14 protein-coding genes are annotated in these 18,461 nt (G+C 39.5%); 9 read left to right on the top strand and 5 right to left on the bottom strand.

What is annotated here, in order from left to right:
* Positions 1-61: 61 nt before the first annotated feature.
* Positions 62-982 (bottom strand): TraB/GumN family protein, encoded by a 921-nt coding sequence (locus PSM_RS01590; protein WP_013463911.1) that lies wholly within the window; start codon positions 980-982, stop codon positions 62-64.
* Between the two features lie 27 nt (positions 983-1,009).
* Positions 1,010-1,360 carry a hypothetical protein gene (locus tag PSM_RS01595; RefSeq protein ID WP_013463912.1) on the bottom strand — a complete coding sequence of 117 codons (351 nt, stop codon included), beginning with the start codon at positions 1,358-1,360 and terminating at the stop codon, positions 1,010-1,012.
* Between the two features lie 284 nt (positions 1,361-1,644).
* Between PSM_RS01595 and PSM_RS01600 the strand changes: the two genes are divergently transcribed.
* The gene (locus PSM_RS01600; protein ID WP_024602148.1) at positions 1,645-3,789 is read left to right on the top strand and encodes a winged helix-turn-helix domain-containing protein; all 2,145 of its coding nucleotides are present in this window, start codon (positions 1,645-1,647) and stop codon (positions 3,787-3,789) included.
* Between the two features lie 146 nt (positions 3,790-3,935).
* Here the strand turns inward: PSM_RS01600 and PSM_RS01605 are convergent, their stop codons facing one another.
* Together PSM_RS01605 and uvrA are read right to left on the bottom strand one after the other, a co-directional pair.
* A complete protein-coding gene (locus PSM_RS01605; RefSeq protein ID WP_013463914.1) occupies positions 3,936-4,997 on the bottom strand; it encodes a hypothetical protein in 1,062 nt (353 codons plus the stop codon).
* Between the two features lie 29 nt (positions 4,998-5,026).
* The gene (uvrA, locus tag PSM_RS01610) at positions 5,027-7,852 is read right to left on the bottom strand and encodes an excinuclease ABC subunit UvrA (protein WP_013463915.1); all 2,826 of its coding nucleotides are present in this window, start codon (positions 7,850-7,852) and stop codon (positions 5,027-5,029) included.
* Between the two features lie 163 nt (positions 7,853-8,015).
* On the opposite strand from uvrA, the gene PSM_RS01615 reads away from it, so the two are divergent.
* From PSM_RS01615 to PSM_RS01625, 3 genes are all read left to right on the top strand, one after another.
* Positions 8,016-9,383: an MFS transporter gene (locus tag PSM_RS01615; protein ID WP_013463916.1), complete on the top strand. Its 1,368-nt coding sequence runs from the start codon at positions 8,016-8,018 to the stop codon at positions 9,381-9,383.
* 20 nt (positions 9,384-9,403) lie between these two features.
* Positions 9,404-10,105, top strand: a complete 702-nt coding sequence (gene ssb / locus PSM_RS01620; protein ID WP_013463917.1) for a single-stranded DNA-binding protein — start codon at positions 9,404-9,406, stop codon at positions 10,103-10,105.
* 368 nt (positions 10,106-10,473) lie between these two features.
* A complete protein-coding gene (locus PSM_RS01625; RefSeq protein ID WP_013463918.1) occupies positions 10,474-12,120 on the top strand; it encodes an EAL domain-containing protein in 1,647 nt (548 codons plus the stop codon).
* Between the two features lie 29 nt (positions 12,121-12,149).
* Here the strand turns inward: PSM_RS01625 and PSM_RS01630 are convergent, their stop codons facing one another.
* A complete protein-coding gene (locus PSM_RS01630; protein ID WP_013463919.1) occupies positions 12,150-13,058 on the bottom strand; it encodes a 1-aminocyclopropane-1-carboxylate deaminase/D-cysteine desulfhydrase in 909 nt (302 codons plus the stop codon).
* A 335-nt stretch (positions 13,059-13,393) separates the two neighbouring features.
* Between PSM_RS01630 and PSM_RS01635 the strand changes: the two genes are divergently transcribed.
* The 5 genes from PSM_RS01635 (at position 13,394) to PSM_RS01655 (ending at position 18,461) form a co-directional block, all read left to right on the top strand.
* Positions 13,394-15,400, top strand: a complete 2,007-nt coding sequence (locus PSM_RS01635) for a formylglycine-generating enzyme family protein (protein ID WP_013463920.1) — start codon at positions 13,394-13,396, stop codon at positions 15,398-15,400.
* A gap of 134 nt (positions 15,401-15,534) precedes the next feature.
* A complete protein-coding gene (locus PSM_RS01640) occupies positions 15,535-16,578 on the top strand; it encodes a rod shape-determining protein (RefSeq protein ID WP_013463921.1) in 1,044 nt (347 codons plus the stop codon).
* Positions 16,578-17,420 carry a rod shape-determining protein MreC gene (gene mreC / locus PSM_RS01645; RefSeq protein ID WP_016900309.1) on the top strand — a complete coding sequence of 281 codons (843 nt, stop codon included), beginning with the start codon at positions 16,578-16,580 and terminating at the stop codon, positions 17,418-17,420. Before PSM_RS01640 ends, mreC begins: the two co-directional genes overlap by 1 nt.
* The gene (mreD, locus tag PSM_RS01650; protein ID WP_016900308.1) at positions 17,413-17,892 is read left to right on the top strand and encodes a rod shape-determining protein MreD; all 480 of its coding nucleotides are present in this window, start codon (positions 17,413-17,415) and stop codon (positions 17,890-17,892) included. The genes mreC and mreD overlap by 8 nt, the downstream gene beginning before the upstream one ends.
* On the top strand, positions 17,892-18,461 hold the full coding sequence (locus tag PSM_RS01655; protein ID WP_013463924.1) for a Maf family protein: 570 nt from the start codon (positions 17,892-17,894) through the stop codon (positions 18,459-18,461). Before mreD ends, PSM_RS01655 begins: the two co-directional genes overlap by 1 nt.

Consider the following 18,461-nt stretch of genomic DNA (forward strand, 5'->3'; position numbering starts at 1 on the left):
ATTAACATTAAAAAGCCAAATATAAATAGAAGTGACATTGCTTGCTTGTCTGTTTTATCCATCAATCGGCCTTAGCAGTTGTTTTGGAAGTTGTATTGTTAATATCAACTAAAGATACTTGGTAGCCTTTATTCTCAAGTAATGTCAGTAAGCTATCTTCTCCGGCGAGGTGTCCTGCGCCCACAAGTACAAATTCACTTTTATCGTTTTTAAACATTTGTTCTAGTTTAACTAGCCAGTTATTGTTTCTATCGGTCATTAATTGTTTATAAGTTGCAGGATCATTTTTTTGCATCGGTTCAAGTGCTACTGTATAGAGCGATTGTGTATCACCCTCACGCCAAGCTGAGAGTAATTTTTTAAACATCACACCGTAATTGTCAAACCCAGCTAAATTATTTTTGATAAAGTCATTTTCGTTATGTTCACCCATAGTCTTAAATAACTCTAACTGAAATGCCATCGTCTCTAAGTATTGTTGTTCTTTATTATCTAATGTCGCTTTTTTAGTAAAGTAAGCGTCAACGCCTTCACCCATTAAATTTTGTTTTTGCAACTCCATCGACATCAGCACAATACTAACCATTGCTGGGCGAAAGTTATCTAATTTATTCAGATTTGCACCAAATTCAGCCAGCTTGTTTTCTAATGCGAGCTTTACCTCTGGAGTTAGCTTTTGGCTCAATGTTTCATTATTTTTATAGGATAGTGCGCTCAACATTTTCATTTGTGCTTGTGCATCGCTAGGATCAGGTATTGGTGCTTCTAATACAATAGTATCTGCTTGTTTATAGGCGTGGTTAAACTCCACTGGTAGAGGCATTTCTGATTTCGGTAAAATGTGTACTGTGCCGCCAATAAATAATGAGTCATTTCCTTTGCTTACCTGCCACACTGAGCTTTGTGCTTGCACAGTCGTTGCTAATAAACAGCTGCTCAATAATACAGTTGCTGAAAATACTTTTTTAGTAAATGCGTTCATAACACTTCCTTAATGAAATTTTATTTATTATTGATTGGTTAAAATAGTGCTTATATAAGTTGTTAGTGATGACGTTATTTTCGAAAGGTTGCTATCAATTTTTGCGTTCATCTTGTTTATAGAAGATTCAAAGTCGGCCGTTATTTGATTCTCTATACTAGTAAATAATGTTTCAGTGTTTACTTCATGCTTAATGAGTGAATCGGTGTTTGTAGCATAAATTATTTGATTGCTATTGATGACTATTTCACCGGCTGCACATTGCCCTGAATTAGCTAATAGCGTGTTGCTTTTGCTTTCTGTAGCGACTGCAGAGGCTGTACTAAATACTGTTGCTAATATAATTACGGGTAATACTTTTTTAGTTGCGTTATTCATAATGAAACCTTTTTTATGTTTAAAAGTCAGCTTAATTAACATTTAAAAGTCGTGTTCAGTAAGCTGCTTGTTGATGACGTTTTAAAGAATATCGCTGAATTTACCGAGAGTCGCTTATCTAGTTGTGAGTGATTTATTTATAAGAATTTTTATTGTTTTTATTGTTTTAAATTAAAGTGTTAGCCTTAAACCTTATCTGCAGAAATAAGGTTTCTAATTCACCTAACTATATTAAAAAGTGTACCTGTGATAGGGTTAGTGAAAAATAAAAATACGTAAACACTATGAATTATCAAATCGGACCTTGGCAATTTATTAGTAATCGATGTGTGATTACTTCAAACAACATGGAAAGGGAATTAGACCCACTTTTAGTAAAGCTATTACTGTATTTTATAGATAAGCCTCAACAAATCGTTTCCCGTCAAGCGCTAATAGAGAGTGTGTGGCAGCAAAGCTTTGTAGACGACAATGCGATTAATCGTGCTATTTCAGAGTTAAGAAAGCTGCTTGCTCACCCCATTGAAAAAGCGCCGCTTTTGAAAACGCATTACCGTAAAGGGTACAGTCTAACCGTCATACCAGAGCGCTTAACGCAAGCAAGCGTTTTTGAAGAGCCTGCAAACTTTTTGCCTGACTCACCGGATGTTTTTGCCAAAAATGAAGAGGTAGTGACTGCAACTACTTCTCAACCGGTTCAAAGAACGAATAGTAAAAAGTTTTTGATCTATTCTTTAGTCGTCATTATTTTTATATGCTTTTTAGTATGGTTTGGGTTGTTTTTTATTAATGCACCTTCTAGCGAAAAGATTAAACAGATCACGGTAAATAAGGTAGCAAGCACGTGGAATATTGGCAGCGAGGTTCACCCCGAGGTATCTTCTGATAAACAGTTTTTAGCTTACACTAATATAGAACCTGAAAATGACGTAATGCATGCATTTGTTAAGCGTCTTTCAGATCAGCGAGAGATTGAAATTACCTATCCAGGCTTTCAGGTGTCTATTTTATCATGGCAGTTAAACCAGCACTCAGTGCTATTACAAGCTACCAATTTAAAGCAGCAAAAGTGCGAAATGGTACTTGTTGATTTAAGCCAGTTTCCTGTTATTGGGGAGGCTACCTCTATTAAAAAGTGTGACCTTAGATATACAGGTTATGCGCAAGTAGACGAAAGTGGTGAACATATTTATTACACCGAATATAAAAATGAGCATGAAGGTTCAGGTTTATATAAATTTGATTTAGAACTTAAAAAAGAATTCATAGTGATCCCACCACCAGGGGTAATGTATGGCGTAATCATGCCGCGTTTATCTCATTCTGGTAATAAAATAGCATATATACTTAGTCAAAAGGGTAAGCCTTTTTCTGTATTTAGTTATAACTTTGAGACCCATGAAACCAAGCGGTTATTTAAAGCAGAAAAAAGCACGATTAGCTTTGCATTTGATTGGCTTGCTGACGATAAAGGCGTGATTGTATTTGAAGGTTCTGAGCTTTCAACCATTATGTTTGATGAAAAAAACATTGTTAAACATACGCTAACAGTAACCCCAAAGATAAATCCTTATTATATAGCGGTTCACTCTGCCAATAGTCTTTTTTATTCAGAGAATAAAACCCAATCATACTCGCTAATTAAAGCAACAGACCCTTTTGGCGATACACCTAAGTATGAAACGCTCTATAAAAGTGATAAAGACGACTACAACATTATTGAAATAGTTAATAAAGAAGGGCCTGCGCATGTTTTCGTATCTGAGCGTTCTGGCAGCAGTCAATTATGGCTCTCTCAAAATGGTTTTACAAAGCAACTTAGCTTTTTTAATTATGATGATGCCCCTTCGACTTTTGCATTAGGAATGCTCAGAGCTTCTTCCAATAAGCAGCGCATAATGTTCATAAAAAATAAAAGCTATTCACTTTATGACGTAAACGCTCAAAGATTTTATCCGTTAGAAGAATTTAATAAGCATAAAATAATAAGCTATATTTGGTCAAAAAATAACGAAAGCATTATTTATATTAAGCGACTTGGTTCAAAAAATATATTGGCAGAATTTAATTTACTCACCCGCGATACACGCGTGATAGAAGGAATAAAAGCGAGTAAACTCATTTCAGATAGTAAAGGTAACGGATACGTAACCAATGATAATCAATTAATTCGCCTTTCAGATAGGCAAAGCTGGGAATTACCTAAAAATGCCAAAAAGTCAGTTGCATATGGCATTAGCAAAAACTATTTCTATTATTCAGATTCTATTTCTAGAATCGCTAGGCTAAATTTACAAGATCAAACCATACAGGATACACACGTGGACTTTCGACCTATTGGTTTTGAGGTAAACGAAAGCAATGAAATATTGTTTACGGGATCTAAGTATAAAGATATGCAAATAGTACAAATTAGTTGGAGCGAATAGCGCTATTCATTATGCCGAGAAAGCCAGCGCGCGTGCAGAAACTACATTAAAAGCAGTTTATGATGCGGTTGGGTTTATTCCACGCCCATAAGCGGGTTTATTTGCAGATACAAAAATGCCGCTAATTTAGCGGCATTTTTTGTATTTTAATGTTTTGTAGCAGAAATACCGGCAGACTCACAGGCTCTAACTATAAATTTATAACCGTAAGGCATGCTTTGATCAGGCGTTATTTCAATAATTTCGTAATCATTGAGTTCGATTGACTTACTCTCTGTTGATTTCTTACAGCGTGAATAACTGTCTGCTTCATAACTATAGGCAAATATGGCAATTAAGCGCTTACTACGTTCAAAGTAGCCTTTAGTATCTAAAAACTGCCTAACCGTTTGAGTGTTCTCATCTTCGCCTTCTAAGCGAATACCAAATGTTTTTGTCTGAGCGCCGTCATTGTCTGAAGAGGGGAGTTTTTTCTCTATTTGCTCACTCAATTTTTCTATGGCTTGCTCTTGCTCAGCGGGGGATTTATTTGCGAGCGATTGGCTATTTTCAAAGCTATTTACTATATCGTTTAATACTTTTTCAGGCGGTTTTTCATCAATAAATGCAATCAGACTTACAAACACTACCGTCGCTAAAAAAAAGCGGGTTAATGCAGTTAGAAGTGGTGAGTAGCTTTGGCTAATAAACTTTATGCGATCAGATCCAAATGGCTTGATTAGTAATAACACTATGATGTAAAAAGGCAAAATAAGTTGTAAGCCGAGCAGTGTTGCCAGAGTTATTCCTAGTGTCCAAGGCGGTAAATATAATAAAGTGGCAAAGTTATGAGTGTAATTAAAGTGATTAGCTGATACCTGAGTGACTTCATTTACAATGCCACTAGCACTTGCTAAAACAAAGTTAGCAATACTGGCATAAAATACCAAAATAAGTGCTTTACCGGCGAGTGAATTCCATAGTTGATTAAACTTAGGCCAAAATTCTATGATCAGCGCAATAATAGTAATAGTGGCACATAGCCACGTTAACTTAAAAATGGCTAGAGTTATAAACGCAAGCAGATAAAGTTTTTGCGCGGTGTTAAGGTTAAACCATATGCTTTTTATATGGCTAAGCAGTTTAACTTGGTGTGGTTGCCAGCTTTTTTGCTGTTGCTTAAACTGCTTATTAGCACGCCATTTTGCAATTTTTAAATACCTTAACACCGACTTTCCTTATCTAAAGCGTATTACCGTTATTTATTTAATAGCGGTTTTAAGTAGTGCCCAGTATGTGAGCGCTGGCATTCAGCTACTTCTTCTGGTGTACCTGCAATCAGTATTTCACCGCCGCCAGCACCACCTTCAGGGCCTAAATCAACGATCCAGTCGGCTGTTTTGATGACATCTAAATTGTGCTCAATCACTACAATGGTATTGCCATGATCGCGCAGACGATGCAGTACTACTAATAACTGCTCTATATCTGCAAAGTGCAGGCCTGTTGTTGGCTCATCTAATATGTATAGCGTTTTACCGGTATCACGCTTAGAAAGCTCACGTGCTAACTTAATTCGCTGTGCTTCACCACCAGAAAGTGTTGTAGCGGCTTGGCCTAAGCGGATATAAGAAAGTCCAACATCCATTAGGGTTTTAAGTTTGCGTGCTATGGCCGGTATTTTATCAAAGTAGTCATGGGCATCTTCAACGGTCATATCGAGCACTTGGTTGATGTTTTTGCCTTTATATTGTACTTCTAAGGTTTCGCGATTATAACGTTTACCTTTACACACATCACACGGTACATAAACGTCAGGTAAAAAGTGCATTTCTACTTTAATAACGCCATCACCTTGGCATGCCTCACAACGCCCACCTTTAACATTAAAGCTAAAGCGACCCACTTTGTAACCACGTGAACGGGCTTCTTGAGTACCTGCAAACAGCTCACGAATACCGGTGAAAATACCAGTATAAGTGGCAGGGTTTGAACGCGGTGTGCGGCCAATAGGACTTTGGTCAATATCAATTACTTTATCAAAGTGCTCAAGTCCTGCAATTGACCCATAAGGAGCTGCTTCTGCAGTAGTTGCACCGTTGAGTTCAGTGTGTGCAAGTTTAAACAAGGTATCGTTAATGAGTGTAGATTTACCTGAGCCCGATACACCGGTAATACAGGTCATTAAGCCAAAGGGTATTTTTAAATCAACATTTTTTAAATTATTACCGGTAGCGCCAAACAGCTCTAACCATTTATCGTTAGTAGCATGGCGCTCTTGAGGTACTTCAATTTTACGCACCCCCGATAAAAACTGACCGGTAACCGAGTCTTTGCTCGCTAAAATATCATCGCGTGTACCTTGAGCAATAACATGTCCGCCATGTACGCCAGCACCCGGACCAATATCAATAATATGATCTGCCGCGCGGATCGCGTCTTCATCATGCTCTACAACAATAACGGTGTTACCTAAATCACGTAAATGCACTAAGGTTTTTAATAAACGGTCGTTATCACGTTGGTGTAAACCAATTGAAGGTTCATCCAGTACATACATAACACCCACTAATCCAGCGCCAATTTGACTCGCTAAACGAATACGCTGTGCTTCACCGCCAGAGAGCGTGTCGGCGCTGCGCTCAAGTGATAAGTAATTTAGGCCAACATTTATTAAGAACGATAACCGGTCGCGAATTTCTTTTAGTATTTTCTCGGCGATTTGGCCTTTTTGCCCAGTCAGATGCAAGCCTTCAAAAAAGCTCATCGCCTCACCAATACTCATATGCGTAATGGTTGGCAAGTTAGTTTGACCAATAAATACATTGCGTGCTTCTTGGCGCAAACGTGAGCCTTTACAACTAGGGCATGCTTGGCTGGTTTGATATTTGGCTAGTTCTTCACGCACTGAGTTTGATTCAGTTTCGCGGTAGCGGCGGTTCATATTGTTTAACACGCCCTCAAATACATGATTACGTGTAATTAAATCACCGCGGTCATTACGGTAATTAAATGCAATTTTAGTATCACCCGAGCCATCTAGAATAATTTTCTTATGTTCTTTTGCAAGCTCTTGATAAGGAACATCTAAATCAAACTCGTAATGCTGTGCAACTGCTTGCAACATTTGATAATAGTAAAAGCTGCGTTTATCCCAGCCTTTAATTGCACCGCCAGCTAAACTTATTTCAGGGTTATGAACCACGCGATTAGGGTCAAAGTATTGCCTTACACCTAAACCGTCACAGCTTTGACAAGCCCCGGCTGGGTTGTTGAACGAAAATAGACGCGGTTCAAGCTCTGTCATCGCATAGCCACAGGTTGGACAGGCAAAATTTGCTGAAAACAGCATTTCTTCAGCATTGCTATCGTCCATAAACGCAATGTTGGCAACGCCGCCTGACATTTCAAGTGCTGTTTCGAATGATTCCGCGAGACGTTGTTGCTGGCCGTCTTTGACTTTAAAGCGATCAACCACGACTTCAATTGTGTGCTTTTTATGTAGATCTAGTGGTGGTGGATCAGATAGGTCGCACACTTCGCCATCAATACGTGCGCGAATGTAGCCTTGGCTTGCAAGCTGCTCTAATAGCTTTACATGTTCGCCTTTACGGTCTTTAACAACAGGCGCCAAGAGCATTAACTTTGTGCCTTCAGGCAGCGCCAGTGCGGTATCGACCATTTGGCTGATTGTTTGCGCCGCGAGCGGTAAATCATGAGTCGGGCAGCGAGGCTCACCGACTCGTGCAAACATCAAGCGTAAATAATCGTAGATTTCAGTAATAGTTCCCACGGTTGAACGTGGGTTATGCGAGGTTGATTTTTGTTCTATGGAAATAGCAGGAGAAAGGCCTTCAATATGATCTACATCGGGCTTTTCCATTAATGACAAAAACTGCCTTGCATAAGCAGAGAGTGACTCAACATACCGGCGTTGCCCTTCTGCATACAGCGTATCAAATGCAAGTGATGACTTTCCTGAACCAGATAAGCCAGTAATAACAATTAGTTTATCACGTGGGATGGTTAGGCTGATGTCTTTTAAATTGTGCGTGCGGGCGCCTCGGACTTCAATGTTTTCCATGCTATCTCGTTTATTGCCAAAATTATTTGTTCAGTATCGCATAATACGCTGCAATATTAATCCTTGATCATCGAAAAAATCCTTAGTTATAGACGATTAATTATTGCCAAGCTTGTGATAGAATCCTTGCCTAATTTTTTAACACAGTAAGATCACGCAAATAATGACCGCATCTTCACTTAATTCACGAGAAAAACGCGCCGCCGTATCGTTAGCGAGTGTGTTTGCATTTAGAATGCTCGGCTTGTTTATGCTGATGCCTGTTTTAGCTATTTATGGTCAAGAGCTTGAAGGCTTTTCACCTATCTGGATTGGTTTTGCAATTGGTGCGTATGGTTTAACTCAGGCCGTATTACAAATCCCAATGGGGAGACTTTCCGATAAAATAGGTCGTAAAAAAGTCATAGTCGGTGGTTTGGCGGTGTTTGCTTTAGGTTCGGTAATTGCCGCTTTGGCAGAGTCTATTCAAATGGTGACGGTAGGGCGTGCGTTACAAGGCATGGGAGCTATAGCCAGCGCATTATTAGCGTTTGCATCAGATTTAAGCCGAGATGAACAGCGCCCCAAAGTCATGGCGGTGATTGGCATGAGCATCGGCATGAGTTTTGCGATTGCGATGTTATTAGGGCCGATAGTGGCAGCTTCGTGGGGCATTACAGGCGTATTTTGGCTAACGGCTATTTTGGCTGTGTGTGGTATTTTTATAGTCACTATGCTCGTTCCCAGTGCAATAAATAAAGCCCCTAAAGGCGATACACTTGCCAGCTTTAGTGACATTAAAAAGCTAATTAAACATCCGCAGCTTGCGCGTCTAAATGCAGGTGTATTATTGCTGCATTTAACATTGACGACTATTTTTGTAGTATTGCCAAGTCAACTAATTAAAGATGGACTTGTGGCTGAAAACCATTGGCAGCTTTATATTCCGGTTTTATTTTTGGCGTTTTTTTTAATGGTGCCAGTAATGATAGTGGCGATTAAAAAAGAGAAAGAAAAACAAGCCTTTATTGGTTCAGTGATGGTTTTAATAGTCAGCATGTTAAGTATGTCTATGTGGGCAAACAGCGTTGTTGGTATTGCGGTTTGTATGCTGTTATATTTTGTTGCGTTTAACTTTTTAGAAGCCACTATGCCGGCTCTTGTGTCGCGTATTGCTCCAGCAAGCCAAAAAGGCTCAGCCATGGGGGGGTATTCATCGAGCCAGTTTTTAGGCGCTTTTTTAGGCGGCATGCTTGGCGGGTATGTAGCACAAACCACCAGTACGCAAGCTGTGTTTGCGGCGGCGGCACTTGTTGGGGTAATATGGCTTATTATTGCGTGGAAAATGCAAGTCCCACCGAAAAGCAAAGTTATTAGTTTAATGACCCAATTAGATTCTGAAGAGCAGGCACAAACACTGGCTTCTCAGTTAGTTGCTTTACCCGGCGTAATAGAAGCAACCGTAGTTCGCGATGAAAGTCGTAGCTACTTAAAGATTAATGATAAAGAATTTGACCTAGACCAAGCCCGAAGAGTGGCTGGTTTAATCTAACGTTTATAGGAGATGGTTCCATGGCACGCGGTGTGAACAAAGTAATTTTGGTTGGTAATTTAGGGCAAGATCCTGAAGTTCGTTACATGCCTAATGGTAATGGTGTAGCAAATATTACCTTAGCAACTTCAGATAGCTATAAAGATAAAAACACTGGCCAAATGGTTGATAAAACTGAGTGGCACCGTGTGGTATTTTTTGGCAAGTTAGCTGAAATTGTGGGTGAATACTGCCGCAAGGGATCACAAATTTACGTAGAAGGTAAACTTCAAACCCGTAAATGGACTGATCAACAAGGCCAAGAAAAATACACCACAGAAATTGTTGTTGATGGTTTTACAGGTCAAATGCAAATGTTAGGTGCACGCGGTGGCGACCAACAAAGCGGTGGCTATCAAGGTAACCAAGGTGGTCAACAAAGTGGCGGTTATCAAGGTAACCAAGGCGGACAGCAAAGCGGTAGCTATGGTCAAAATAACCAAGGCCAGAATAGTCAGCAAGGCAATTATGCTCCACAGCAACAATCTGCACCTGCCCAGCAGCCGGCTCCACAACAAAATAACCAGTACCAACCACAGCAACAAGGTGGCTTTGCACCTCAGCAAAATAATGCACCACAACAGCAAGGCGGGTTTGCACCTAAGCCACAAAATGCACCGCAAGGTGGCGCATCAAACCCTATGGAACCAACAATCGACTTTGATGACGATATCCCATTTTGATCAAAGACAAAAAGCAAAATGTTTAAAAGTTTTCTAGAAAGCCGCTATTAAGCGGCTTTTTTATTAAAAAAATGACCGTATTCCATTTCTACAGTTTTTAAATCTGAATAAACACTTCCTAAAGTAAACATATGAATGTGTAAAAAGCACTGTGATACTGGTGTTTTTATTTTTTAAGCCAAGCCCTCCTTTGTTCAAACTAATATATAAATAATGACAGCTGTTTAGTTAACTAATTGAAGGCTAAATATAATGTTTATAAACATTAAGTACTAACTTTTAAACCTTCGCTAAACTTTTATTGTTGGCTTGTACAATTGCAAATAGTAGACAACACTTTAATAACTTATTTGATGTGCCGGTGGGTTATGAAAGTCAGTAAATTTCACTTTACCAATTATTCAAATGCTTTGTTTTATGCTCTGTGTATCGCCTTGCTAGTGATTATTAATAGCGGTTTAAGTTTGGTTTTACAGCATCAAAACGAGCAAGTTGGTTTAAAGCTAGCGAAGCAATTGCAACAGCCATTGGCCAATGAAAAACAACTTATTGCAAATACGCCTTTTACGCTCGCGCCTAATAAAAACTCTATTTATATAGAAAAACAAAAACATTATTTTAGCGCTAACTCAAAAGGAATTTTGCTCTACTCATGGCCAGTTTGGTATAGCTATAGCTATTTGTTTTTAATAATAAACGCGGTTCTTTTGCTCGCTATGCTTTGTATTCGACGTTTTAAAAAGCCTAAAACAATAAAAAACAGCACAATGACCTCTAAACGTCAGCAGCACTTTAATAATAAGAAAGTACGTTATGCACCCAAAGTGAGTTCTTTACAGCTCGCTCCCATAGCGACAACTAATGTGCAGGAAGCAATTAAATATAATGTATTTGCACTTATTCAGTGTGAATGCCATTTTGATGCAAACACTGACTTACAAGCGACTCTTAAAGTCTTATTGGCAAAAGACTTTATTAATACGACTGAAATATCCGTTAAGTTATTAACTGCAGGCAATTTCGCTTTTACTCTCAAAGGGATTGATGCAATTGATAAACTCAATTGCGCTAAATATTTACATCAATGCATTGTAAGTGCCGCTCATGTATTGGCGCCAAGAACTGCACAGAGGCATGTAAAAGTAGGTTTATGTACTTATTATTCCGAGGCTGATCAGGTTATGGTGTATCAGTTGGCAAAGTCGGCACTTACTCTCTCGCAGCAAAATCGAGTTAAGCATTATCACCAATTAGCGTTAAATTATGGTCATGTCCAAAAGCTCGATAGACACTCAATATCACAACGAATTAAAAAGCAAAAATTAGCTATTTTATTTCAACCAGTATACGAGCTCGATAGCGGCGCTATTATTAAGCATTACGTATCAATTAAAAGTAATGACAGGGGAAATAAACAATTACTTAATCAAGAAAGTATCAGTCAATTTTATAGCGAAGGTGAGGCGCTGTTGCACGATCAAGCGGTAGTTATGCAAGTTAAAAAACTATTGCTTATAGATAAATCATCGTCAGTTATTAGTATTAAGTTACATCCTAAAAACTGGTTTAATAACGAGTTTTGGAGCTGGTTAACTGCTTATATCAATGACTTAAAAAACCAACATACACTGCAATTTTCTATAAATGAATCAGAATTCTTAAATAATCAATTACGTTTGCAAGGCGCTTTTGCAGCAATAGCGGCACTAAACTGCAATATTGTAATTAATGATGTGAGAAACAGTAAAAATATTTTTAAGTTTACGCTTAATAAACAAATATCAGGGCTTAACTTAGCTTCTGAACTTGTCCATGGGATAGAGCGCAGTAATTCACAACAAAAATACGTTAGGGGGATTGTGCATATAAGTAGATTATTGAGCTTGTCAGTCTTTGCACTTGATGTAGAGACGCCTCAGGAGCTACAACTTTTAAAAGTAATAGGCATTAGCGGCGCGCAAGGAGGATATTTTTCTAAATTACTCCCCAATTATACTCAAGTCGCATTTCACTAATGCTAAGCAATTAACAAGTTAAATATACTCTACACTAATTTGCGATATTTTAGCCCTTCTAAACCTTGCAACCCACCAGTATGTATTGCAATAATTTTGCTGTTAGGGGCAAAGTAATCATTATTGATGAGCTGCCAAAGTGCGTACATCATTTTACCACTGTAAATAGGCTCCAAGGGTAATTGATGTTGATGCTGCATGTGTTGGCAAAACTGCCATAACTCAGCTGTAAAACGACCATATCCACCACCGTGAAATTGCGTAAGTAGTTGCCAGTTATTTTGTGATTTTGCTTTAGGGCTAAGAGCGCGTATTTCGTCCCGCAGGTAGTCGGCTTGCTTTAAAACAGCAATCCCTAGTAGGTTGATTTTATTTGAGCTGCCCTCTATCAATCCAGCCAAGGTGCCGCCACTGCCAGTTGGACAGACTAAGTAGTCGTGCTCAGGTAAACTCTGAGCAAGCTCTTTACATCCCTCTATAGCAAACTCGTTAGTGCCTCCTTCAGGTAGAATGTATGCGTTTGGAAAGCGTGCCTGTAATGCGGCTAAATAGGCTTCATCATGTCGTTGTTTGTACTCTATACGATTGACTGCATGTAACTGCATACCACATTGCTGTGCAAATTTTAGAGTAGGATTATTTAGATCAAGCTGTGGGCCGCGCACAATTGCGTGGGTTGTTAAGTTAAACTCTTTACCAGCAGCGGCGCACGCATGAATGTGATTTGAAAAAGCACCACCAAATGTAAGTAATTCAGATTTACCCAGTTGTTGCATACGAACTAAATTGTATTTGAGCTTTCGCCATTTATTACCGCTGATAAGTGGATGCAATAAATCATCGCGCTTAATAGTTAAAGTTATTTTCTTGTCTGTTAGTAATTCACTGGTAATTGTTTGTAAATAGCTATGTTCATTAATACTGAATGGTATTGGCATTATCGCTCTTTTTCATTAGTTACATGATGAATGTGCTGTGTAATAGCGTTATTTTGACTCAGTTTTTATTACTTAAGCAAACTAAAAAATATGAATACGCGGCTAAATTGGCATCTTAATAGCGTAAAATGCAGATAAATCTCGGTGTTGTTAAATAAATTAGCTATTTAGTACAAATGAAACGGTTATTTACTGGCATGAAACGGGATAATAGTTGTAAACTGAGATAATAAATGAACAAAGCTTGTGTTTTGTGCTTCAAGTACATAGCATAAGGTTTTATTATAAAAAATAATAATAACCAAATAATTGCCGCTTTTTTGGGACTGGAATATATGCGAATTGCTCCTTTATCTCTGTTAATTTCTGCTAGCTTTTTTGCAAGCACAGTATTTGCACAAGATACAACTACTGTAAACAGAATTGAATCAGAGATTAATACGAAACAAACAGAATACACTCGTTCAACGACGATGCTCGACAAATATTTAAAAGAAGAGAACCAACTTCAAACACAACTTGAATTGCTGAGAACGCGTTCCACACAGCTTGATAAAGAAAAAAACCAAGCGTTGGAGGCGATGAATGATATGTATCGGCGTTTAATTGATAATCCGTCGCTAGACATTACCTCTGCACAATCGCGTTATCAAAAAGCCGTTGTTGATCAAGAACAAAATAAAAATGATATTTCTATGCAATTGGCGGCAATTGCATCCCATCTAAAAGATATTGAGCAAATTCGCGCTGATAAACATGCACTTCAAAACACGATTGAAAGCTTAAAAGTGCAATATACTACGGCGCGTGTAGAGCGATTACGCAATGAATTTACCCGAGAGGGTACGCTTGAAGTTGACCATACCATTAACTGTAAGCGCACTGAAACACTGGCGGCATGTGAGCAGAGCGGTCAGCAAATAGGGCTGAAAAAGGCAACTAAACGTTTTTTAGATCAAATATTTGAAAATCTTACAGAAAAACGTCTTGTTGAACCTAAGCGAGACATGGCTGGGGCACAAGTACAAATTTTAAGTAGTCACGTGATTAAGAGCGCATTTAGCGGGCAAGGTGATTACAACGTCAATTTAAGCGTTACTATGCGCGGAGATGTAAACAGCAGTCGTTTATGTCACTTACTTAGTGTGAATAATAGTTTTTGTTTAGAGTATGGTACCCCGCTGGCAAATACTTATCAGCCAGCTTATAGCACTACTTTCTCTGATAGTCAGTTAACATTCAGCGATAATGGGGATAATAAAGCCGCTGCCGTTGTCGCTAAAACAGTTAATAAAAAGCCTAAAGTGGTCGCTGAGAACAAGAAAGATCAATTAGTTCAGTTAACCTTACGCTCTAATGTACACGGCGATGAAGTATTTATTAATGATATTCGAGTAGGTTCTACTCGTTTGGTGACGAACTTACCACGTGGTTTGCATAAATTAGAAATACGCAAAGAGGGTTACATCCCTTATAAAGCGCGAATTGACTTAAAGAAAACGCGAACGCTTTTTGCTCAGTTGGAAAAAAAGTCAGAGTCGATTGCTGCACCGACTAAAAAGCGAGAGCAAATAATACAAGCAGATTGCCCAAAAGGAATGGAAGTTGATACACGCCCACCTATGGTGGACCCATCAGCAGTGATGATCCCCGTTGGCAAATTTAAAATGGGTGATATAAACGGCAATGGGCTTGAAAATGAACGCCCCGTGGTTGAAAAAACGATTAGTGAATCTTTTGCTATGCAGAGCAAAGAAGTGACTGTTGGCGCATTTGAAGCGTTTGTAAACGAAACGCAATATAAAACCGAAGCTGAAAAAGGCAAAGGTTGCGCATATTACCTCAACGGCGAACCTGTTTGGGAAGCAAGCTTAAATTGGCGTGCTCCAGGATTTGAGCAAACCAATGAGTTTCCTGCTGTGTGTTTGACAAAAAATGATGCTATTGCTTACGCTGAATGGTTTTCTGATAAAACAGCGCAAACGTATCGTTTACCTACTGAGGTTGAGTGGGAATATGCGGCGCGTGCAGGCACTGAGACAGAGTACCCATGGGGTAACGAAATTGGTAAAAACCTAGCTAACTGTGGTTGGTGTGGTAGCGAGTGGTCGAATAAACGCACGGCTCCCGTTGGATCTTTTTCTGCAAATGCATTTGGCTTATACGATACTGTAGGCAATGTATGGGAATGGACTAGTAGCACAGGGAATAAAAAAGATGCCGTTGTTCGCGGAGGTGCATGGAATTTTGCCCCTAGCCTTGCTCGTGCATCAACGCGTTTAATTTTAGCGCCAGATTTTAGAGCTAATTATATTGGCTTTCGCTTAATGAGCGAACGATAATATTTAATGGGGAAGCGGTGCTTCCTCTTTTTAATGATTACAAAGACGGCTGCGCTTTACATTGCTCATTGTGTTGAGAATGTTAAAGTAAGCGCAACTACAATAAGAACGAATTTCAAAGGTCATCCAGCCTCATGTTTAAAAAACTCCGTGGTATTTTTTCAAACGATCTATCGATCGATTTAGGTACAGCCAACACACTAATTTATGTAAAAGAAGAAGGTATTGTATTAAACGAACCTTCAGTTGTTGCTATTCGTCAAGAGCGTGCTGGTGGACCTAAAAGTGTTGCATCTGTAGGTACAGAAGCTAAGCAAATGTTGGGCCGTACGCCTGGTAATATTAAAGCTATACGTCCAATGAAAGACGGTGTGATTGCTGATTTTTATGTTACTGAAAAAATGTTACAGCACTTCATCAAACAAGTGCACAATAATAATTTTATGCGCCCAAGCCCACGCGTGCTTATTTGTGTTCCTTGTGGAGCCACCCAAGTTGAAAAGCGTGCAATTCGTGAATCAGCGATGGGTGCAGGTGCTCGCGAAGTCTACTTAATCGAAGAGCCAATGGCAGCTGCAATTGGTGCCGGTTTACCGGTGTCTGAAGCAACGGGTTCTATGGTGGTTGATATTGGTGGCGGTACAACAGAAGTCGCTATTATTTCACTTAATGGTGTTGTGTATTCATCTTCAGTACGCATTGGTGGTGATAAGTTCGATGAAGCCATTATTAATTATGTGCGTCGTAACTTTGGTAGCTTAATCGGTGAAGCCACCGCTGAGAATATTAAACACCAAATTGGATCGGCATTTAAAACAGACGAACCAGTAGAGATAGAAGTGCGTGGTCGTAACCTTGCAGAAGGCGTTCCTCGTTCGTTTACGCTTAACTCGCATGAAATCTTAGAAGCATTACAAGAGCCACTAATGGGAATTGTAAGCGCTGTCATGGTGGCGCTTGAGCAGTCTCCACCTGAGCTGGCATCTGATATTTCAGCGCATGGTATGGTGTTAACTGGCGGCGGCGCATTACTTAAGGATTTAGATCGCCTGCTAATGGAAGAAACGGGCATTCCAGTGGTTGTTGCTGATGATCCACTTACGTGTGTTGCACGTGGCGGCGGCAAGGCACTTGAGATGATTGATGTGCACGGTGGTGACGTTTTTAGTTACGATTAATGAAATCAATGTTTGAAAAAACGGTTTCTTTGCAACTGCGACTTTTTGTCGCAGTGCTTTTGAGTATCGTATTGATCCTTGGAGACAAGTACACGCAAGGTGGCGAGAACATTCGTACTAGTTTGAATACGTTGGTCAGTCCACTTATTTATGTTGCTAACCTACCTTACGAAGTATTTAGCTTTAGCGCCAAAAGTTTGCATACCCGTGAGCAGTTACTAACCGAAAACGAAGCACTCAAAAAGAAGCAAGTATTGCAAAGTGAGCAAATCCAGCAGTATGAGTTTTTAGCAAAAGAGAATCAAAAACTTCGTGCATTACTTGGCTCTTCCTCTAAACACACCAATCGTAAAATTATTGCTCAAGTACTTTCTGTTCATTCAAATCCTTATAGTCACCAAGTGGTGATAAATCGGGGAACCACCGATGGTTTAAGCGAAAGCCAAGCGGTGATTGATGATATGGGGTTAGTCGGGCAGTTGACTAAAGTTGGTTCAACAACCTCGCGGGTGCTGTTAATTACAGATACCACCCATGCAACACCGGTGCGTATATTACGAAACGATGTGCGCACAGTGGTTGAAGGTATCGGTAAAATTAACGTGCTAAAGCTATCACATGTGCCGCATAGCTTAGATGTTCGTATTGGTGATGTGCTGGTGACCTCTGGCCTAGGTGGTACCTTTCCTGAAGGTTATCCGGTTGCTGTGATCACCGAAATAACTCGTGATGAAGGCCAACCTTTTGCGCAAGTATTTGCTGAGCCGATAGCTCAATTAGATCGAATTCGGTTATTAGTGGTGTTATGGCTAAATCAGCAGGAGTTGATGGGTGATGATTAACCGTCATATGCTCTTAATCGCATTAAGTATTTTCTTTGCATTAGTAATGGCGCTAATGCCGTTACCTTTTTCACTTGAACCATTTCGTCCTGATTGGGTGCTGTTGGTGCTTATGTACTGGTCTTTGGCTTTACCGCATCGACTAAATATAGGGACTGCTTGGGTTGTTGGGTTATTAATTGACTTAGCAACAGGCTCCTCATTGGGTGTTAATTCCTTAACTTATTCAGTGTGTATTTTTGTTACTGCAAGTAACTTCCAAAAAATTCGCAATTTTTCATTGTGGCAACAAAGCCTACTTATAGGCTTGTTCTTAACGCTTTACCACTTAATGCAGTTTTGGTTAAATCACTTTTTACTTGGCGTTTATTTTAGCCCACATTACTTATGGCCTGTATTAACAGGCATGTTGAGCTGGATATGGGTATTTTTATTACTTCGAAAATACCGTAGACATTTTAGGATCAGATAATGACTTGCGCAGTATATTTAGCCTCCGCGTCTCCCCGTCGTAAAGAGCTTCTAACCCAATTGGGTATTGAATTTTCACAGTTTAGTGTTGATGCCGATGAAAGCCAGTTTGTTAATGAGCGCCCGCATGACTATGTAGAGCGTTTAGCGCGTTTAAAGGCGCAAATGGGCGTAGAGCAAGGTTATACTGACCGGCCAGTGCTAGGTAGTGATACTGTGGTGGTGATGGATAACCAATCATTATGTAAGCCTCGAGATAAAGACGATTTTACTCAAACCTTAAAGCGCTTATCAGGGAACACGCACCAAGTGTTAACTGCCATCGCTTTTGCTACATCAGATAAAGTACTCAGTTGTGTGGTCAGTACAGATGTCACCTTTAAAACGCTCAGTGATGAAGAAATACATGCTTATTGGCAAACGGGCGAGCCTCAAGATAAAGCCGGTGGTTACGGTATCCAAGGGGTAGGTGGGCGCTTTGTAACGCATATTTCGGGTAGCTATTTTGCCGTTGTCGGCTTACCTTTATATGAGACAGAACAATTATTAAATACATTCTTAAGAGGGTAG

The sequence above is a fragment of the Pseudoalteromonas sp. SM9913 genome (assembly GCF_000184065.1).
Lineage (GTDB): Bacteria > Pseudomonadota > Gammaproteobacteria > Enterobacterales > Alteromonadaceae > Pseudoalteromonas > Pseudoalteromonas tetraodonis.

What these genes read in the sequence shown, in the direction of transcription:
- PSM_RS01590 (WP_013463911.1), bottom strand. Translation starts at nt 982, where the DNA reads ATGAACGCATTTACTAAAAAAGTATTTTCAGCAACTGTATTATTGAGC.
- PSM_RS01595 (WP_013463912.1), bottom strand. Translation starts at nt 1,360, where the DNA reads ATGAATAACGCAACTAAAAAAGTATTACCCGTAATTATATTAGCAACA.
- PSM_RS01600 (WP_024602148.1), top strand. Translation starts at nt 1,645, where the DNA reads ATGAATTATCAAATCGGACCTTGGCAATTTATTAGTAATCGATGTGTG.
- uvrA (WP_013463915.1), bottom strand. Translation starts at nt 7,852, where the DNA reads ATGGAAAACATTGAAGTCCGAGGCGCCCGCACGCACAATTTAAAAGAC.
- PSM_RS01615 (WP_013463916.1), top strand. Translation starts at nt 8,016, where the DNA reads ATGACCGCATCTTCACTTAATTCACGAGAAAAACGCGCCGCCGTATCG.
- ssb (WP_013463917.1), top strand. Translation starts at nt 9,404, where the DNA reads ATGGCACGCGGTGTGAACAAAGTAATTTTGGTTGGTAATTTAGGGCAA.
- PSM_RS01625 (WP_013463918.1), top strand. Translation starts at nt 10,474, where the DNA reads ATGAAAGTCAGTAAATTTCACTTTACCAATTATTCAAATGCTTTGTTT.
- PSM_RS01630 (WP_013463919.1), bottom strand. Translation starts at nt 13,058, where the DNA reads ATGCCAATACCATTCAGTATTAATGAACATAGCTATTTACAAACAATT.
- PSM_RS01635 (WP_013463920.1), top strand. Translation starts at nt 13,394, where the DNA reads ATGCGAATTGCTCCTTTATCTCTGTTAATTTCTGCTAGCTTTTTTGCA.
- PSM_RS01640 (WP_013463921.1), top strand. Translation starts at nt 15,535, where the DNA reads ATGTTTAAAAAACTCCGTGGTATTTTTTCAAACGATCTATCGATCGAT.
- mreC (WP_016900309.1), top strand. Translation starts at nt 16,578, where the DNA reads ATGAAATCAATGTTTGAAAAAACGGTTTCTTTGCAACTGCGACTTTTT.
- mreD (WP_016900308.1), top strand. Translation starts at nt 17,413, where the DNA reads ATGATTAACCGTCATATGCTCTTAATCGCATTAAGTATTTTCTTTGCA.
- PSM_RS01655 (WP_013463924.1), top strand. Translation starts at nt 17,892, where the DNA reads ATGACTTGCGCAGTATATTTAGCCTCCGCGTCTCCCCGTCGTAAAGAG.